The following is an 18,814-nucleotide window of genomic DNA, read 5'->3' as shown; positions in this document are numbered from 1 at the left end:
GCGATGTTTATGAAGTTCTCAACATTTTCATATGAGGAATACCATCTTCTAGATACTCTTCTCCTTGTTGAATAAATCCTAGAGAATTGTAAAATTTGAGTAAATATGTTTGCGCAGAAATAAGTATCGATTTTTCTCTAAAATTGTTTTGAATAAATTGGATTGAATGAGCTACTAATTCATATCCATACTTAAATTTTCGTTCTTCTTCTTGAACAAGAATTCTTCCAATACTTGGAAGTTGAAAGTAATCTCCAGAATCAAAAATTCTGGCATAAGCTATTAATATATTGTTTTTATAACCAAGAACATGATATGCTTTTTGGTCTTTACTATCTATATCTTGGTACACACAATTTTGTTCCACCACAAAAACTTCAGATCTTAATCGAAGCATTTGATAGATTTCAACAGCAGTTAATTCTGTAAATTCTTTAACTACAAAATCTATCATTAACAAGCAGGTATTTTATTTACTCTGTTTTGATGACGGCCTCCTTCGAATTCAGTAGATAAAAATGTTTCTACCATTTGAAGCGCTTGAGGAATAGCAGTATATCTTGCTGGAATACATAAAATATTAGCATTGTTATGTTGTCTAATTAATTCTACTATCTCTTTTGTCCAACATAAACCAGCTCTTATTTCTTGATATTTATTAGCTGTCATAGCAACACCGTTAGCGCTTCCACATATTAGAATTCCAAAATCAGATTTTTTTGCAACTACATCTTTAGCTACAGGATGTACAAAATCTGGATAATCAACACTACTATGCGAATCGGTTCCGTAATTTTCTACTTCTATTCCTTTTGATTGTAACAATTCTACAATAGCAAATTTATAATCCGTTCCAGCGTGGTCATTTCCAATGGAAATTTTCATAATATGTTGGTTTTAATTGTGTTATTCTACACAAAAATACAAATACATACGGTTATCAACAGTTTTTATATTTCTATTTTTTTCATTTCTTAATAACCTATTCATAAAGAAGCTTTTATCTTGTTTTACTTAATTGTTAAGAACTATCAGAAAGTTTTAAAAAATAAATTTGATTATTAAGGAATTTATTACAATACAGAAGTTTTATTTAAAAAACCTACAAGAGTTTTTATTTTTTAATGAACATTTATCAACATAAAATTTACATGTTGTTTACATATAAAATCAGAAAAAAACTCAATAAAAATATGTGTATTAATGTTTATAAGTTTTGTTAATAAACCACAAACCTATTTGATTTATAAGTAGTTATTATTCTAATAAAGTGTGAATGTTTTTTAATAAGTGATAAATCAAAAAAATTAACTTCTTTTTTATTGTTGATATTCACATCCTATTATAATAAACATCTTTTTAAATTTTAAAAAAGAAGAATAAATGATAATTAATACAATTGTTAATAACAGTTTTTTTTAGATGTATTAATTTGTAAGATGTTTAATTAAATAAAGGAAAAGGAAGAAGTTAAACTGTTTTCTTTTCTTTTGATAAAGATTGAGTAGAGTCTTTAGATATCTCTACAGTTTCTTTTGTTGAATTTTTATCTAATTTATTGTTTATAGAAGCAATAGTTATTGCTGTTCCTACAACAAAAATGAAGATAAATAAAGCTATTATTTTACGTAAGTCTTTCACTTAAAAGAGATTGTTTCTTACTGTAAAGACGTCTTATTTTAACAAACGTTACATTTTTCTTAAGATTTTTTTAACTTTTACAAACTTTTTATCCTGTTAACTTTAGATAAAATACTACTCTATGAAAAAAATAATACTCTTTTGTTTCCTTTTTATAACACATTATATTTTTAGTCAAACTCAATTAGGTAATGATATTCAAGGAGTTTCAGCTGGTGATGAATTTGGAACATCTGTAAGTTTATCTGCTGATGGTTCTGTGTTGGCTATAGGTGCGCCATTAAATGATTTAACTGGATCTAATGGAGGTCTAGTTCGTGTATATAGATTTAATAACGGTACATCAACCTGGGAACAGGAAGGGAATGACATTTTAGGAGAATCATCAAATGATCAATTTGGGCATTCAGTGAGTCTTTCAGATGATGGTTCTATTTTAGCAATCGGAGCACGCTTTAATGGTGCAAATAATGAAGGTCATGTTCGTGTGTTTACATATAATACAAATACGACTTCTTGGGAGCAACTAGGAAATGATATAGATGGTACTTCAAATGGAGATCAGTCAGGACATTCGGTGAGTTTATCTTCTAATGGTTCCATTCTTGCTATTGGTTCACCTTTTCATAGCATAGATAATGGTAGAGTAAAAGTTTATTCTTACAATACAAACACCACAGCTTGGGAACAATTAGGTTCAGAAATAATCACTTCTTCTGTTGTTGGAGGAAGATTTGGATATTCTGTAAATCTATCTACTAATGGACATACTCTTGCTGTTGGAGCTATATCTGGTGGAGTTGGTGGAATGGTTGAAATATATACATACAATACAAACACGCAAGTATGGGAAAAAAAAGGTTCATCTATTTTTGGAGAGTCCTCTGGAGATGATTCAGGGTATTCTGTAAGCTTGTCTTCTAATGGTTCTACTGTAGCAATTGGAGCACCTTTTAATAATGGAAGTGGACCAAGTTCAGGTCACGTTCGTATTTATCAATATAACTCTGGTTTAGGAGATTGGGAACAATTAGGGAGTGATTTAGATGGTGAATACTCTGCAGATGATTCAGGTGTTTCTGTGAGCTTATCTTCTGATGGTTCTATTGTAGCTGTAGGTGCAAGAGCAAACGGAGATGGTACTCCTTCTTTTGCGGGTCATGTTCGAATTTATCAATATAACAATACCTTGCAAGTTTGGGAACAAGCAGGTATAGACATTGATGGAGCATCAAGTTCTTTTTCAGGAAGTTCAGTAAGTTTATCATCAAATGGATCTATAGTAGCTATTGGTGGACCTTTTATTGGTGGTAGTTTAAGTAGTGCAGGTCATGTTCAAGTTTATGGTTTAGCAAATGTTTTATCAATAAATAATCCATTATTTCAAAAAGTAAACCTCTATCCTAACCCGTCAAAAAATGAGATTCATATCCAATTAAATGATAATATTCTGTTGAAAAAAATATCTATATACAATCAATTAGGTCAGTTAGTAAAAGTATCAAGAACTAATATTACGAATATTCATGAATTATCTTCTGGTTTGTATTTTGTAGAAATAAATACAAATCAAGGAAAGTCTACTCAAAAATTAATTATTAAGTAATAATTTGAATAGCATTTTTTAAAATAGATACCTTTAAATTTCCTGTACCAATTAATTCTCCATCTGCTTCTATGTATGATTTTTTAGAGTCTAACTCTTGAATTTCAATACATTGTGCTTTGTAAGTTTCTACTTTTTTATGATAAACAATTTGTCCGTTGTAAAGTTTTGGAAGATTCAATACCAAATTCCAAAAAGAAAAATTCTTAGCTATAGTTATATCAAATAAACCGTCTTTAGGGTCAACTCCCTTTGTCATTTGCATACCACCTCCAGAGTATTGACAAATACCAAATAAAATCATTAAACATTTTCCTTCTATTGTTTTATTATTTACAATGATTTTATAATTAGATTTTTTGTAGAATAACAAACCTTGTAATCCACTAAGTAGATATGCAATAGAACCTAATCGTTTTAAAGAATTTAATTTATAAACCACATATCCATCATAACCAATTCCTGCTATATTATTAAAATATTCCTTTTTTCCATCTTCTGTTTCAATCAATCCAACATCTTGAAGTGTAGTTTTATTTTTTAAAAGAATAGTAATAGATTCTTCTACTGAATTAGGAATATTATAAGTTTTTATCCAATCATTTCCTGTTCCTAAAGGAATAACTCCTAACTTAATATCAAAACTTTTTACATATCTTTGCTGCATAATTCCGTTTACAACATGATGTAGGGTTCCATCTCCGCCTACAGAAATGATTTTCCGAAAACCTTGTTTTAAAGCTTCCTCTACAAGAAGGATTTCATGTTTTGAATGTGTTGTGAATGAAAAAGAATAATCTATTCTTTGGTCCTTTAAAAATTGCTGAATTTTTCCCCACGACTTCGTAAAATCACGTGTCCCAGAATTAGGATTTACAATTAAAAACCAAGGTGTAGACATAGAAAAATAATAATTAATAAAAGCAAAGTACAAAATACAATGATAACTGTTTCTTAATAAAGAAAGACAAATATTAATTTGTACTTTGGACAAAACATAAAGAAGAAAGATTTTATGAGTAGAAAGAAAAAAATGTATAAGAAAAAAGGAAGGGTTATTAAAGACCTGACAAGAAATATCTTTAAAATCCTAAATGAAGACAGTACCAAGTATTATAATTACAAACAAATTGCTGCGAAAATGGGAATTACCGATACAGATGGTAAAACTCAAATTCTAAAGAAATTAGTAGAACTTACCGCTAATAAAAAAGTAAAAGAAATAGATAGAGGAAAATTTCAAATAAACGAAGATCGTAAGTACTTTATTGGTACTCTTGATGTTACAAGAAGCGGAAATGCATATTTTATTAGTGATGATTTTGAAAACGACATTTTTGTTCCGTCTGTAAACTTAGGAAAAGCATTACATGAAGATACCGTTAGAGTTTATATATATAAAAGAAAACGAAGTGATAAATTAGAAGCAGATGTAGTTGAAATTATTGAAAGAGCAAAACAAGAATTTGTAGGGACACTACAAATGAGTAAAAATTTTGGGTTTGTTTTACCAGATAATGATCGTATTCCAGTAGATATCTTTATTGCTAAGAGTAAAATAAATGGAGCTGAACATGGCGATAAAGTAGTTGCAAAACTAACTGATTGGCCAGATAATTCTAAAAATCCTTTTGGAAAAATTACTCAAGTTTTAGGAAAACCAGGAGATCACGATACAGAGATACATTCTATACTTTTAGAATATGGATTACCTTATGAATTTCCTAAAAATGTAGAAGAAGAAGCTTCTACATTAGAACTAGAAATTACAAAAGAGGAAATAAAAAAACGTAGAGATATGAGAAATGATCTTACGTTTACCATAGATCCAAAAGACGCAAAAGATTTTGATGATGCATTATCCTTTACAAAACTAGAAAACGGAAATTATGAAATAGGAATTCATATAGCGGATGTATCTCATTACGTTCAACCAAAAACTATTTTAGATGAAGAAGCTTATAACAGAGCAACATCTGTTTATTTAGTAGATAGAGTAGTACCTATGTTGCCCGAAATGTTATCAAATGGAGTTTGTTCTTTACGACCTAATGAAGAAAAGTTAACATTTTCTGCAGTATTTGAAATTACTGAAAAAGCAGAAATTGTAAACCAATGGTTTGGAAGAACAGTTACGTATTCTGATAAACGATTTGCTTATGAAGAAGCGCAAGCTATTATAGAAAGTAAAAGGAATATAGTTCCAGAAAATGTTTCATTAACAGGAGAAACATATGAAGTAGATGAATCTATTGTTGAAGCTATTCTAAAAATGGATGAATTAGCTAAGGTTATCAGAGAAAAAAGAATGAAATCTGGCGCTATTTCTTTCGATAGAGTAGAAGTAAGGTTTCATTTAAATGAAGATTTAAATCCAACAGGTGTTTACTTTAAAGAAGCAAAAGATGCTAATAAACTAATTGAAGAATTTATGTTATTAGCCAATAAAAAAGTAGCTGAGTTTATTGGAAAAAGTAGGAGAGGACCCACAAATAAAACGTTTATCTATAGAATTCATGATGAACCAGATATAGAAAAATTAGCTGCATTACAAAATATGGTGTTTAAATTTGGATACAAACTCAATACAAATACCAGAGAAAGTACCACAGAAAGTTTAAATCAGTTACTAAAAGATGTACATGGTAAAGCAGAAGCTAATATGGTGGAAACATTAGCAATTCGTTCTATGAGTAAAGCTGCTTATACAACAATGAATATTGGACATTACGGATTAGCTTTTGATTATTATTCTCACTTCACCTCACCTATTCGACGTTATCCAGATGTAATGACACATCGTTTATTACAACATTATTTAGATGGAGGTAGTTCTCCAAAATCTGATGATTATGAAGTAAAATGTAAACATTCTTCTAAAATGGAAGAATTAGCTGCAAAAGCTGAGCGAGATTCTATTAAATACATGCAGGTAAAATATATGGAAGATCACAAAGATGAAGAATTTCCAGGAGTGATATCTGGGGTTACTGAATGGGGAATCTACGTTGAAATTATTTCTAACAAATGTGAAGGAATGGTAAGAATACGAGATATTAAAAGTGATTATTATATTTTTGATGAAGAACAATTTGCAATTGTTGGACAGTCTACAAAACACATGTACCAATTAGGAGATGAAGTAAGAGTAAAAGTAAAACATACAGATCTAGAAAGAAAACATTTAGATTTCGAATTGATAGAAGATTAAATATAATTTAACCCTGTTTGCCACAATAAATCACCAACTTTGTCTTTATATTGGTATAATTATTGAAAGTTTCCCTAACCAAAACCATATCTCATGAAAAAATTACTGTTTTTAGTTGCTTTCATCACAAGTAATGTGATGATTTCTCAAACTACAATCACGAAACAATTAGGAGATTTTGAGAAAATTAAAATCTATAATGGAATCAATGTAGAATTGATTAAATCAGATGAACAAAAAATAGAAATTACTGGAGAGAAAGCAGAAAAAGTAAAAGTAAAGAACTCAAATAATACGCTAAAAGTAACTCTTAAGTTTCCTGATTTATCTGCAGACGGTAAGGTAAATGTGAAACTCTATTACAATAAAGATATTAAAGTTATTGATGGTAATGAAGGAGCTACTATTACAGGAAAAGATATAGATCAATTACAATTAGAGGTAAAATCACAAGAAAGAGCTTTTATAAACCTTGTAATTAAAACAAAACACTTAAAAGTAAAATCTTCATCAGGAGGAATTATAAAACTAACAGGAAGTTCTAAAAACCAAGACATAGATGTAGATCTTTATGGTATTTATCATGGATACGGTTTGTCTGTTTCAGACAATACTTCTATTAGAGCGGGATCAGGTGCGAAAGCAGAAGTTTCTGCAGGAGAAACTTTAAACGCGAAAGTAAGTTTTGGAGGATCTATTTTTTACAAAGGAAACCCAGAAGTAATAAAAGATAAAAAGGTAGCGGGAGGAATTATAAAGCAAGTAGATTAATTAATTGCTTTTTGTATCTTTGCTGCATAAAACAAGATTGAAATGACAGCTTTAAACATATTTCTTTTAGGAATGCCAAGTGGAGGATCATGGTTAATAATTGCTTTAGCAATCCTATTATTATTTGGAGGAAGAAAAATTCCTGAACTAATGAAAGGATTAGGCGGAGGAATTAAAGAATTTAAAAAAGCCTCTAAAGAAGATAAAGAAGATGAAAAACTAGAAGAAAAGAAATAATAAAAAAACCGAAGAGCAATCTTCGGTTTTTTGTTATTATAATCTTACAGCAGTACCAGAGGCGGTTACCATGAGCATTCCGCCATGAGCACCAACGGTTTCATAATCTAGATCAATACCAATTATAGCATCAGCCCCTAAACGCAATGCTTCATCAGTCATTTCTTTAATAGCAGTGTCTTTAGCTTCTCTTAAAACACGCTCATAAGAACCAGATCTACCACCTACAACATCACGAATGCTTGCAAAAATATCTTTAAAGATATTAGCCCCTATAATGGTTTCACCAGTGACCAAACCTAAGTACTCTCTTGCAGGTTTTCCCTCTATACTATTTGTTGTTGTTAAAATAATTCTATTCATCTTCTTTCTTTTTGTTTTTAGCTTTTTTCATAGCCTCACCTATTTGATTACTAGCTGTAAAACTAGCTACCATGTTGTTTAACATATCACTTCCAGCTTGAGGCGAATTAGGAAGTAAAATTAAATTACTATTTGTTTCTTCTCCGATAGATTGTAAAGTATCATAATGTTGAGTTACTACAATTAATGCAGAAGCTTCTTGAGAGTTTATTCCCACTTTGTTTAGTACCTCAACAGACTCTTCTAAACCACGAGCAATTTCTCTTCTTTGATCAGCAATACCTTGACCCTGTAAACGTTTACTTTCAGCCTCAGCCTTTGCTTTTTCAACAATTAAAATACGTTGAGCATCTCCTTCAAACTGAGCAGCAATTTTCTCTCTTTCAGCAGCATTAATTCTATTCATTGCAGCTTTTACTTGAGAATCAGGATCAATATCTGTTACTAACGTTTTAATGATATCATATCCGTATTCCATCATAGCATCATTTAATTCTGTCTTTACTGCGATAGCTATATCATCTTTCTTTACAAACACATCATCTAATTTCATTTTTGGAACCTCAGCTCTTACCACATCAAACACATAAGAAGTTATTTGATCATGAGGATAATCTAATTTGTAAAAAGCATCATATACTTTATCCTTAATTACTTTAAACTGAACAGAAACTTTTAGTTTTACAAATACATCATCTAAAGTTTTGGTTTCTACAATTACATCTAACTGTTGTATTTTTAAACTTAATCGCCCAGCAATTCTCTGAACTAAAGGAATTTTAAAATGAAGGCCTGATTGTCGAATACTACTAAACTTACCGAAAGTTTCAATAACCACAGCAGTTTGTTGCTTTACAATAAAAAAAGCTGAAATAATAACTAAGATACCTAAGCCTAGACCAGCATACATAAATGGATTCATAACGTTGTTTTTTTAAAAGTTAATAGATAGTTGTTAAAGATACTAGAATAAGTATCTAATTACAAGACGCAAAAAAAAGAAAACGTTACAAAAAGAAGAAATTACCCTTTTTTCTTAACTCTAGATTTATATTTCAACCACTTTCTAAATTGTTTTTCTGAAAGCAAAGGTTTTAAAGAAGCATCTAATTCTTCTTCTTTCTTTAAAATAGCATCAACAATAGGTTTAAAAGCTTCTGCCATTTGTTTTTGTACGGCTTGCATACCAGAAAAATCCTTAGTTTTTATCGCTTCTCTACGAGTGGCTTCAAAAGTAGTTTTCATTTCTTTCAGAGTAAAAGAATTAATTCTTTTAATATCATTTAAAGACCTGTTGAATTTTGTAAAAATGCTTTTTATTTTTTTAGCATTGTCGCTTTTTTTCTTAACCCCAATCTTTTTAACAACCCTTTCATAATTATAGATAACTAAACCAATCGTTCTTTCAGGGTTAAACTCAGGTAACTTATCATTTTGAGGTCTGCTTTGTCCCCTTAAACGAGGATCAGAACCTCGATTAACAAATTGAGCGCTGGCAGATATACCAACAAATAAGAACAAAGAGAAAACTAAAATTTTTTTCATGATAATTCTTTTATGATTTTTCTGATTCGATACACAGCTTCTTGTTTACCAATCATTTCTATAATGTCAAATAAATGCGGACCCTTTAAAGCGCCCACCAAACTCAATCGTAAAGGCTGCATTACTTTACCAAAACCAATTTCTTTTTTGGTAATCCATTCTTTTACAATTGTCTCAATATTGTTTGATGAAAAGTCCTCAACAGAATCAATAACACTAGCAACTTCATCTAATAACGTGCCAGTTCCTTCTTTCCATTGTTTTTTTACAGCTTTTACATCATAATCTGCAGGTGTTTCAAAGAAAAAAGATCCTAAATCCCAAAAATCATGAACAAATGTTGCACGTTCTTTAATCAAAGAAACCACTTTTTCTACAAAAGAAAGTTCAGATTGAATTCCTTTAGCTTCTAACAAAGAAATAAAATTTTCTGCAAGCAAGCTATTTTCTTTTTGTTGCAGATATTGTTGATTGAACCACTTCGCTTTATCAGGATTGAATTTTGCTCCCGACTTACTCACTCGTTTCAAATCAAAAGCAGCTACCAATTCTTCTAGAGAGAAAATTTCTTGTTCTGTACCAGGATTCCATCCCAAGAAAGAAAGCATGTTTACAAATGAATCAGCAAAATAACCATCTTCCTTATATCCGCGCGAAACCTCATTGTTTTTTTCATTAGTATACTCTAAAGGAAACACAGGAAAACCAAGTTTATCTCCATCACGTTTACTTAATTTTCCTTTCCCAACAGGTTTTAAGATTAATGGTAAATGGGCAAATTTAGGAGCAGGCCAATCAAAAGCTTTGTACAACAAAACATGAAGTGGGAGAGAAGGCAACCATTCTTCACCTCTAATAACGTGGCTTATTTCCATCAAATGATCATCTACAATGTTTGCCAAATGATAGGTGGGCATTCCATCCGATTTAAACAACACTTTATCATCTAGTGTGTTTGTGTCTATTTTAATTGTTCCACGAATATCATCTTCTAAAAACAAAGTTTCATTTTCAGGAGATTTAAATCGGATGACATAATTTTCTCCAGAATTTATAAGAGTTTCAACCTCTTCATCAGATAAAACTAATGAGTTTACTAGACGACCTTTTTCCCTGTTGTGCCAGTTATAGATAAAGGTTTTTCCTTCTTGTTCGTGTTGCTTTCTATGAGCATCCAATTCTTCAGATGTATCAAAAGCATAATAAGCCTTTCCTTTTGCAATCAATTCATCAGCATATTGCTTGTATAAATGCTTTCTTTCAGACTGACGATAAGGACCAAATTCACCTTCTTTACCCGGTCCTTCATCAAAAGGAATTTCACACCAATTCAAAGAATCTATAATGTATTGCTCAGCATTAGACACATATCGTGTTTGATCAGTATCTTCTATTCTTAAAATAAAAGTACCTCCATGCTTTTTTGCAAAAAGATAATTATACAAAGCGGTTCTTACTCCACCAATATGCAAAGGACCTGTAGGGCTAGGAGCAAAACGTACACGTACACTAGAGTTCATTCATCTTCAATTTATGCGGCAAAGATACTTTTATCATATTAGAAATAAAAGGAAAGCAGCTTTAACATAAATTTTCAAAAAAGACTTTTGAAAAAGTACTATTTTTATAAGTTCATGAAGGAATTTGGTAACATAGAAAGAAAACTAAGAGACTTTTATAAAAAGTATTATACCAATGAGTTAATTAAAGGGTCTATACTTTTCTGCTCTCTAGGATTACTTTATTTCTTATTTACTTTATATCTCGAGTATTTTTTATGGTTAGAACCTCTTTCTAGGACAATCTTGTTTTGGGTGTTTATAACCGTAGAGGTTTTTTTGGTTTATAAGTTTATTGTAAACCCAATTACTCATCTTGTAAAAATAAGAAAAGGACTTACCGAAACAGAATCTTCTAAGATTATTGGAAGCTATTTTCCCGAGGTTCAAGACAAACTCTTAAACATTCTTCAACTAAAAAGAGAGAGTAAGGAAACCGAACTCATTCTTGCAGGAATAGAACAAAAAGCAAAAGAACTACAACCTATTCCTTTTACAAAAGCGGTAAACTTTAAAAAGAACGTAAAATATGTAAAGTATTTGTGTATTCCTCTTTTCATTTGGTTAATTAGCCTATTAAGCGGCACAAGCAGCGAATTATCAAATAGCTTATCTAGAGTTGTTAACTACCAAAAAGAATATATTCCACCAGCGCCTTTTTCGTTTGCTTTAGAAACCAATAACCTTGAAGTTGTTGAAGGAAAATCATTCACTTTAGGAGTTACAACAATTGGCTCTTTGGTTCCTGAAGAAGCAAAAGTGTTTTTTAAAAATCAAGAATACTATATGCAAGAGAAATCAAATGGTGTTTTTGTTTTTACGTTTACTAATGTTAGAGAACCTATAGAATTTTATATACAAGCAAACGAAGTACGCTCTAAGACACACCTTTTAAAGGTTATAAAAACACCGACTATTCAAAACATTTCTTTGAATTTAGATTACCCTTCTTATCTAGGTAAGAAAAACGAAACAATCAACAATACTAGTAATATATTAATTCCCGAAGGAACCCATGTAAAATGGGAAGCAAATACACTTCAAACAGATTCAGTTGTTTTTATTGAAAAAGAAAAAAGAAGCGCTTTTTTAATGGAAGGAAAAGATAAGTTTGTTTTCAATAAAAAAATTAAAAAAAATGTTTCTTATCAAATAAGTTCTTCTAATAAAGATTTAAGAGACTATGAAAAATTGTCATACAATATAACCGTTGTAAAAGACGAGTTTCCTACAATATTAGTTCAATCAAATATAGATAGTATTGTTAGAGGAGAAGCGCAATTTGCAGGACAAATTTCAGATGATTACGGAATTAGCAAACTAGAACTTGTTTATTACAATCAAGAGAATCCAAATACAAAGGAGCGTAAAAATTTATCTCTAAGTAAAGAAAACATTCAAACATTTTTCTATCAATTTCCAGGAGATCTAAAACTGAAAGAAGGAATAGATTATGAATTATATTTTCAAGTTTCTGACAACGATGCTGTTAATGGGAGAAAAAAAGCAATAAGCAAAAAGTTTAGTTATAGACAAAAAACAGAAGAAGAGATTAATGAAGAAATCCTTGAAGACCAAAGGAACACAATTAATGATTTAGAAAAAACAATACAAAAACAAAAAGATCAGAAAAAAGAACTAGATCAACTTCAAAAAGAAATACAGAACAAGAAAAACATTAACTGGAACGATAAAAAGAAGGTAGACGAATTCATCAAAAGACAACAGCAGTATAAACAAATGATGGAACGCCAAACAGAAAACCTTCAGGAAACACTTGATGAAAAGAAAGAAGAAAACCAAACCCTACAAGAGAAAAAAGAACAGTTAAAAAAACGAATTGAAGAACTTAAAAAAATAAGCAAACAGCAAAAACTCTTAGAGGAATTGCAAAAAATGGCTGATAAACTAAACAAAGAAGAATTGGTTAGAAAAGCCAAACAACTAGCGCAAGAAAACAAGCAACAAGAAAGAAGCCTAGAAAGAATATTAGAATTAACCAAACGATATTATGTTGAAGAAAAAGCCATGCAGTTGGCAAATAAACTTGAACAACTAGCCAAGAAACAAGACAGCATAAACAACAACCAACAAAACGCGCTAGACAAGCAAAAAGAAATAAACAAAGAGTTTGACAATATATCAAAGGAGTTAAACGAACTTCAAAAAGACAATGAGAAGCTGAAAGAACCGATGGAAATTCCAGAAATGGAAGAGGAACAAGAAGAAACAAAAGAAGATTTAAACAAATCGGAGCAAAAACTTCAAGAACAACAAAAAGAATCTGCGAAAAAGAATCAAAAGAAAGCTTCAAAAAAAATGAAGCAAATGAGCCAGCAAATGCAACAAGCCATGGCTGATATGCAAGCAAACACCATAGATGAAAACATTGACGACCTTAGAAAGATCTTAGAAAACCTAGTTACTTTCTCATTCAAACAAGAAGACTTGATGAATAAATTTGATGAGATTTCTGTTCAGCATCCAGATTTTGGAAAAAACATAAAAAAACAAAACGAAATCAAACGATACTTTGAACACATAGATGATAGTTTGTATGTACTCTCTATGAGAGTTCCTCAATTATCTACTAAAATTCAAACAGACTTATCAAGTGCTCACTATAATTTAGATCAATCCTTAGAAAATTTTACTGAGAACAGATTTAGTAGTGGGCTTTCCAATCAGCAATACGTAATGACAGCCGCGAATAACCTATCTGATTTTTTAAGCGACATGTTAGACAATATGCAAAACAGTATGAATTCATCTGGAAAAGGTAATGGAAAAGGAAAATCATTTAGCTTACCAGATTTAATTCAGAAACAAAAAGGTCTTTCAGAACAAATGCAAAAAGGGATGCAGAAAAAAGGAAAGGGTCAAGAAAAAGAAGGTAAAGACGGTAAAAAAGGCCAAAAAGGAGAAAATGGAAACAAACAGAATAACGGTCAAGGAGAACAACAAGGAGAAGAAGAATTAAACGGAGACCTGTTTAGAATATATCAACAACAACAAGCTTTACGACAAGAGTTAGAAGATGCAATTAAGAAAGGCGGGGAAGGAGCTGGTGATGCTAAAAAAGCTTTGAAAACCATGGAGCAACTTGAGAATGAAATCTTAGAAAAAGGATTTAGTCAAGGAACATTACAAAGAATGCAACAACTAGAATATCAATTATTGAAACTAGATAAAGCCGCATTTGAACAAGGAAAAGACAAAAAAAGAAAATCTAACACCAACACCGCAAGCTATCAAAAGAAAAAAGCAAAAACCCTACAGTTTAAAAAACGCTTTTATAACCAGATAGAAATTTTAAACAGACAATCACTACCTTTGCAGCAAATTTTTGAAAAAAAGGTACAAGAGTACTTCTCTAAAAAAGGGATTAAGTGATAACGTTTAATTACGAAACCAATTTTACAATAGGAAAAGAAGAAAGAACTTCTTCATGGATAGAGAAAATACTTCATAAAGAAGGATATTCTTTAGGCGACATCAATTACATTTTTTGTAATGACGAATACCTTCATAAAATGAATGTTGAGTTTCTACAACACGATACATTAACAGATATTATTAGCTTCGATTACACGCTTGGTAAAACAGTAAGTGGAGATATATTTATATCTGTTGAAAGGGTAAAAGAGAACGCTCAAAAATTTAATGTTACCTTTGACAACGAATTACATAGAGTAATTATACATGGTGTATTACACTTTTTAGGAATTAAAGATAAAACAGAAGAAGAGAAAAAAGAGATGAGAAACAAAGAAAATGACAGCTTGTCAGAATTAAATCCCTGATAATCAACGTTTTAAGACCTTTGTTTCACGTGGAACGATTATGAGTTTGTTTGATACAACATATGATGTGATAGTTGTTGGTGGTGGACACGCAGGAAGTGAGGCTGCTGCAGCAAGCGCAAACATGGGGGCGAAAACATTGTTGATTACAATGAACCTGCAAAACATTGCGCAAATGAGTTGTAATCCTGCTATGGGTGGAATTGCAAAAGGTCAAATTGTCCGAGAGATTGATGCGTTAGGCGGTTATAGTGCGGTTGTTACTGATAAGACCGCAATTCAATTTAAAATGCTCAACAAGTCTAAAGGGCCTGCTATGTGGAGCCCAAGAGCGCAATCAGATAGAATGATGTTTGCAGAAACATGGAGAAACATGTTAGAGCAAACAGATAATCTAGACTTCTATCAAGACTCTGTCAACGGACTTCTTTTTGAAGAAAATAAAATTGTTGGAGTCAAGACATCTTTAGGCCTCCGTATAAAATCCCAAACAGTTATTGTTACCGCTGGAACCTTTTTAAACGGTTTAATTCATATTGGTGAAAAAACATTTGGAGGAGGAAGAGCAGGAGAAGGATCTTCAACAGGAATTACCGAAGACCTTGTCGCTAAAGGATTCGAATCTGGAAGAATGAAAACAGGAACACCGCCTCGTGTAGATGGTAGATCTTTGGATTATTCTAAAATGGAAGAACAACCAGGAGACGTTAACCCAGAAACCTTCTCTTTTTTAGATACAAAACCATTAGCAAAACAACGGTCTTGTTATTTAACTTATACAAACAAGGAAGTGCATGAGCTGCTTCGTGACGGTTTCGATCGCTCACCAATGTTTAATGGTAGAATCCAATCTACAGGACCAAGATATTGTCCTTCAATCGAAGATAAGATAGATCGTTTTGCAACCAAAGAAAGACACCAAATTTTTGTTGAGCCGGAAGGATGGAATACAGTTGAAATTTATGTAAATGGATTCTCTACTTCATTACCAGAAGATATTCAAGACAAGGCAATTCGTTTAATCCCTGGATTTGAAAACGTTAAGTTTTTTAGATATGGTTACGCAATTGAATATGACTATTTTCCACCTACACAATTAAAACACTCCTTAGAAACAAAGTTGATAGAGAATTTGTTTTTCGCTGGACAGATTAATGGTACTACAGGTTATGAAGAAGCTGCAGCACAAGGCTTGATGGCGGGAGTGAATGCGGCATTAAAAGTTCAAGGAAAAGAACCTTTTGTCTTAAAAAGAAGTGAAGCGTATATAGGTGTTTTAATTGATGACCTTATTACAAAAGGAACGGAAGAACCCTATAGAATGTTTACATCTAGAGCTGAATATAGAACGCTTCTTAGACAAGATAATGCAGATCTTAGACTTACGCCAATATCTTATAATTTAGGATTAGCTTCTGAAGAAAGAATAAAAAGAGTTGAAGAAAAAAAGAAAAAAACACAACGTCTTATTCAGTTTTTAAAAGAGACAAGTGTTTCAAAAGAACAAATAAACCCAATATTAGAAGCAAAAGGATTAGCGCCAATTAAGCAATCAATGAAGTTGTATAAAATTGCCGCAAGACCTCAACTGTCTTTGATAGATTTTGAGAAAATAGAAGCCTTAAAAGCTTTTATCATATTAGAAGAAATAGATCATAAAATAATAGAGCAAGTAGAAATACATTTAAAATACTCTGGCTACATAGAAAAAGAAAAAGCTAACGCAGACAAACTAAATCGCTTAGAAAATGTAATTATCCCCCAGACATTTAATTATAATAAAGTGAAATCTTTGTCCTATGAAGCTAGAGAAAAACTAACTAAAATTCAACCAACAACCATTTCACAAGCAAGTAGAATCAGTGGGGTTTCACCTAGTGACATCTCCGTTTTATTAGTTCATATGGGAAGGTAGAGGTTGAGAATTTTATCAATGTTCCACATGGAACATCATAAAATCATCAAATGAAAGAAAAAGAACTTCATAGGGGGGTAGTTCCTTTTTTAAACTGTAAAGATCACTTAGTCTCCAAAGAGACATATGAGATCATGTTAAATGAACAAAAAGAGATGTTGGTAACATCTCCTATTCCATCAGACTTACATAAATATTACGATTCTGAAGAATATCAATCGCACCACAATAGCAAAAAAACTTTTCTGAATTTCATCTATAATACAGTGAAAAAACAATCCTTTAAAAGAAAAAGAAGATTGTTTCAGAACGGAAAACCGAATAAAACATTATTAGATATTGGGGCCGGAACAGGAGATTTTTTACTGTATTGTAAAGAAAATAAATTTGATGTCACCGGAGTAGAACCGAGTAAAAGCGCAAGAAATATTGCGAAGGAAAAAGGAATCGAATTATATGAAGAATTAAAAGAAGTTCTAGACCGAAAGTTTGATGTAATTACAATGTGGCATGTTTTAGAACATGTTCCAAATCTATATGAATATTTAGAACAACTAAAAACACTTTTAAATGAAAACGGAAAGTTAATTATAGCTGTTCCTAACTTTAAGAGTTACGACGCCGAATACTACAAAGAGTTTTGGGCGGCTTATGACGTCCCAAGACACTTATGGCACTTTTCAAAAAAATCAATTCACACACTTTTTGAATCTGTTCAAATGAAAGTAACTAAAGTTCACCCATTAAAATTTGATTCTTTTTATGTTTCCTTGTTAAGTGAAAAAAACAAAACAGGTAAGACAAATTATTTAAAAGCTTTTTGGGTAGGATTAAAGTCAAATATGAAAGCAAGTCAAACAAAAGAGTATTCTTCACTTATTTATGAACTGAAACACTCCTAAAAGAGCTTTTAAGGAGCTCAGAAAGACCTTCACAGGCCAACATGTTAAATCACACCAAGAAAAACAAAAAAAGCCTTAAAAAGGCTTTAAAAACGACAGTGTAATAAATAATACTTATTGTTTTAATAAGCCGTTATAATATTTTCTTATACAGCCTAAACAAGTAGTGTGATTCCAAAAATTGCCACAATAAAATATACAGCCAAACTCATCGCACCAGCATAATCTTTTGCAAGCCGTTGACCAATTAATAAAAAGATTAAGGTCAAGGCAGATAATTCAACACCGTATAAAGCAATTAATTTTTCTCCAGAAGAAACAATGTCGTAAACTCCATAAATCATCAAAAAGCTAGCTATTATTTCTATAACTAGAATTATTCCCAAAAGCAAAGGAACCGAATTTTTTAAAGGAGAACTTTTAAAATGATCCTTAATAAAATTAAGATTTCCGTTCCAATCTGTAAGTTTATCAATTCCAGATTGAAGGAAGGTGATAATCAAAAAAAGTAAGATTAAAATTTCTGCTGGGTGTTTTGTTAAAATATCCATTGTTAAGATTTAAAACCAGGAACGTTTGTTTGTCTGATATAGGTGAACAAATTCTTTGTCTGTTTTTGTTAAGTATATAATCCCTTCTATAAAACCGATTAGCCCCATAAACCAGCCTCCAATTCCACAAGTAATTAGTGTTAAAACAAGCATTATTAACCCTTCACCCATATATCCTAAGACAAACTTATGTATGCCTAGCGCCCCAAAGATGATTGCTAAAACACCAGCAACAACCCTTTTGCTTTGCTCTTCACGTATAGGGTTGCCATTGTCATCAACAACTTGCATATAAATTTCGATTGATTAGTTAGGTAAATTTATAAAAAAGCATCGTCTTTTGGTTCCCACAACTCTATTTTGTTTCCATCGCCATCCAAGATCCAACCAAATTTACCATAATCATATTCCTCCATTTTTCCGACAATTGTAACACCTTCCTTTTCCAACTCTTTTAGTAATTCAACTAAGTTTTCTACACGATAATTGAACATAAAATCTTTTTTAGAAGGCTCAAAATACTTGGTATCACTAGAAAAAGGGCTCCATTGTGTAGAAGCTTTATTACCCTCGTTATCTTTCCACCAAAAAGTACAACCCCAATCATCGGTATTAAAACCTAAATGTTTTTTATACCATTCTTTTGTTTGATTTGGATTGTCTGTTTTAAAGAATAATCCACCAATTCCGGTTACTCGTTTTTTCATAGT

Annotated in this window: 19 protein-coding genes; 8 read left to right on the top strand and 11 right to left on the bottom strand. The window is 31.2% G+C overall.

All coding sequences use genetic code 11. The features are described 5' to 3' along the window. Positions 1 to 7: 7 nt before the first annotated feature. From AAON49_RS09640 to AAON49_RS09630, 3 genes are all read right to left on the bottom strand, one after another. On the bottom strand, positions 8 to 454 hold the full coding sequence (locus AAON49_RS09640; protein WP_349554312.1) for a GNAT family N-acetyltransferase: 447 nt from the start codon (positions 452 to 454) through the stop codon (positions 8 to 10). Next, on the bottom strand, positions 454 to 885 hold the full coding sequence (gene rpiB / locus AAON49_RS09635; RefSeq protein WP_349554311.1) for a ribose 5-phosphate isomerase B: 432 nt from the start codon (positions 883 to 885) through the stop codon (positions 454 to 456). The genes AAON49_RS09640 and rpiB overlap by 1 nt, the downstream gene beginning before the upstream one ends. Before the next feature lie 585 nt (positions 886 to 1,470). Next, positions 1,471 to 1,641, bottom strand: coding sequence for a hypothetical protein (locus tag AAON49_RS09630; protein WP_349554310.1), 171 nt, complete (start codon positions 1,639 to 1,641; stop codon positions 1,471 to 1,473). 121 nt (positions 1,642 to 1,762) lie between these two features. Between AAON49_RS09630 and AAON49_RS09625 the strand changes: the two genes are divergently transcribed. After that, positions 1,763 to 3,247 (top strand): T9SS type A sorting domain-containing protein, encoded by a 1,485-nt coding sequence (locus AAON49_RS09625; protein WP_349554309.1) that lies wholly within the window; start codon positions 1,763 to 1,765, stop codon positions 3,245 to 3,247. Here AAON49_RS09625 and AAON49_RS09620 read toward each other — a convergent pair. Then, the gene (locus AAON49_RS09620) at positions 3,240 to 4,148 is read right to left on the bottom strand and encodes a diacylglycerol/lipid kinase family protein (protein WP_349554308.1); all 909 of its coding nucleotides are present in this window, start codon (positions 4,146 to 4,148) and stop codon (positions 3,240 to 3,242) included. The two genes, AAON49_RS09625 and AAON49_RS09620, sit on opposite strands and share 8 nt — an antisense overlap. Before the next feature lie 114 nt (positions 4,149 to 4,262). Between AAON49_RS09620 and rnr the strand changes: the two genes are divergently transcribed. From rnr to AAON49_RS09605, 3 genes are all read left to right on the top strand, one after another. Next, complete coding sequence (gene rnr / locus AAON49_RS09615) at positions 4,263 to 6,458, top strand: ribonuclease R (RefSeq protein WP_349554307.1); 2,196 nt, start codon at positions 4,263 to 4,265, stop codon at positions 6,456 to 6,458. Between the two features lie 93 nt (positions 6,459 to 6,551). After that, the gene (locus tag AAON49_RS09610; RefSeq protein WP_349554306.1) at positions 6,552 to 7,229 is read left to right on the top strand and encodes a head GIN domain-containing protein; all 678 of its coding nucleotides are present in this window, start codon (positions 6,552 to 6,554) and stop codon (positions 7,227 to 7,229) included. Between the two features lie 42 nt (positions 7,230 to 7,271). Next, positions 7,272 to 7,466, top strand: coding sequence for a Sec-independent protein translocase subunit TatA/TatB (locus AAON49_RS09605; protein WP_349554305.1), 195 nt, complete (start codon positions 7,272 to 7,274; stop codon positions 7,464 to 7,466). A gap of 36 nt (positions 7,467 to 7,502) precedes the next feature. On the opposite strand, the gene AAON49_RS09600 is transcribed toward AAON49_RS09605, so the two are convergent. The 4 genes from AAON49_RS09600 to gltX all read right to left on the bottom strand — a co-directional run bounded on the left by AAON49_RS09600 (position 7,503) and on the right by gltX (position 10,894). Next, positions 7,503 to 7,820: a YbjQ family protein gene (locus tag AAON49_RS09600; protein ID WP_349554416.1), complete on the bottom strand. Its 318-nt coding sequence runs from the start codon at positions 7,818 to 7,820 to the stop codon at positions 7,503 to 7,505. 1 nt (position 7,821) lies between these two features. Then, entirely contained in the window at positions 7,822 to 8,751 is a 930-nt protein-coding gene (locus AAON49_RS09595; protein WP_349554304.1) for an SPFH domain-containing protein, read from the bottom strand. A gap of 101 nt (positions 8,752 to 8,852) precedes the next feature. Beyond that, complete coding sequence (locus AAON49_RS09590; protein WP_349554303.1) at positions 8,853 to 9,374, bottom strand: hypothetical protein; 522 nt, start codon at positions 9,372 to 9,374, stop codon at positions 8,853 to 8,855. Further along, a complete protein-coding gene (gene gltX / locus AAON49_RS09585; RefSeq protein WP_349554302.1) occupies positions 9,371 to 10,894 on the bottom strand; it encodes a glutamate--tRNA ligase in 1,524 nt (507 codons plus the stop codon). Before gltX ends, AAON49_RS09590 begins: the two co-directional genes overlap by 4 nt. Positions 10,895 to 10,981: 87 nt before the next feature. On the opposite strand from gltX, the gene AAON49_RS09580 reads away from it, so the two are divergent. The 4 genes from AAON49_RS09580 to AAON49_RS09565 are packed head-to-tail and all read left to right on the top strand — an operon-like array spanning position 10,982 to position 17,553. After that, on the top strand, positions 10,982 to 14,326 hold the full coding sequence (locus AAON49_RS09580) for a coiled-coil domain-containing protein (RefSeq protein ID WP_349554301.1): 3,345 nt from the start codon (positions 10,982 to 10,984) through the stop codon (positions 14,324 to 14,326). Continuing rightward, complete coding sequence (gene ybeY, locus AAON49_RS09575) at positions 14,323 to 14,736, top strand: rRNA maturation RNase YbeY (RefSeq protein ID WP_349554300.1); 414 nt, start codon at positions 14,323 to 14,325, stop codon at positions 14,734 to 14,736. Before AAON49_RS09580 ends, ybeY begins: the two co-directional genes overlap by 4 nt. A 40-nt stretch (positions 14,737 to 14,776) precedes the next feature. Beyond that, the gene (gene mnmG, locus AAON49_RS09570; RefSeq protein WP_349554299.1) at positions 14,777 to 16,651 is read left to right on the top strand and encodes a tRNA uridine-5-carboxymethylaminomethyl(34) synthesis enzyme MnmG; all 1,875 of its coding nucleotides are present in this window, start codon (positions 14,777 to 14,779) and stop codon (positions 16,649 to 16,651) included. 50 nt (positions 16,652 to 16,701) lie between these two features. Continuing rightward, complete coding sequence (locus AAON49_RS09565; protein WP_349554298.1) at positions 16,702 to 17,553, top strand: class I SAM-dependent methyltransferase; 852 nt, start codon at positions 16,702 to 16,704, stop codon at positions 17,551 to 17,553. 155 nt (positions 17,554 to 17,708) lie between these two features. On the opposite strand, the gene AAON49_RS09560 is transcribed toward AAON49_RS09565, so the two are convergent. From AAON49_RS09560 to AAON49_RS09550, 3 genes are read right to left on the bottom strand one after another with little or no spacing between them, the layout of a single operon-like run. Further along, positions 17,709 to 18,104 (bottom strand): DoxX family protein, encoded by a 396-nt coding sequence (locus AAON49_RS09560; protein ID WP_349554297.1) that lies wholly within the window; start codon positions 18,102 to 18,104, stop codon positions 17,709 to 17,711. 9 nt (positions 18,105 to 18,113) lie between these two features. Continuing rightward, the gene (locus AAON49_RS09555) at positions 18,114 to 18,395 is read right to left on the bottom strand and encodes a TM2 domain-containing protein (protein ID WP_349554296.1); all 282 of its coding nucleotides are present in this window, start codon (positions 18,393 to 18,395) and stop codon (positions 18,114 to 18,116) included. 29 nt (positions 18,396 to 18,424) lie between these two features. Further along, a complete protein-coding gene (locus tag AAON49_RS09550) occupies positions 18,425 to 18,811 on the bottom strand; it encodes a VOC family protein (protein ID WP_349554295.1) in 387 nt (128 codons plus the stop codon). Between the last annotated feature and the right edge of the window lie 3 nt (positions 18,812 to 18,814).

This window comes from Pseudotenacibaculum sp. MALMAid0570 (assembly GCF_040151415.1).
Lineage (GTDB): Bacteria > Bacteroidota > Bacteroidia > Flavobacteriales > Flavobacteriaceae > Polaribacter.
This window is presented reverse-complemented; position numbering and strand designations above follow the sequence as displayed.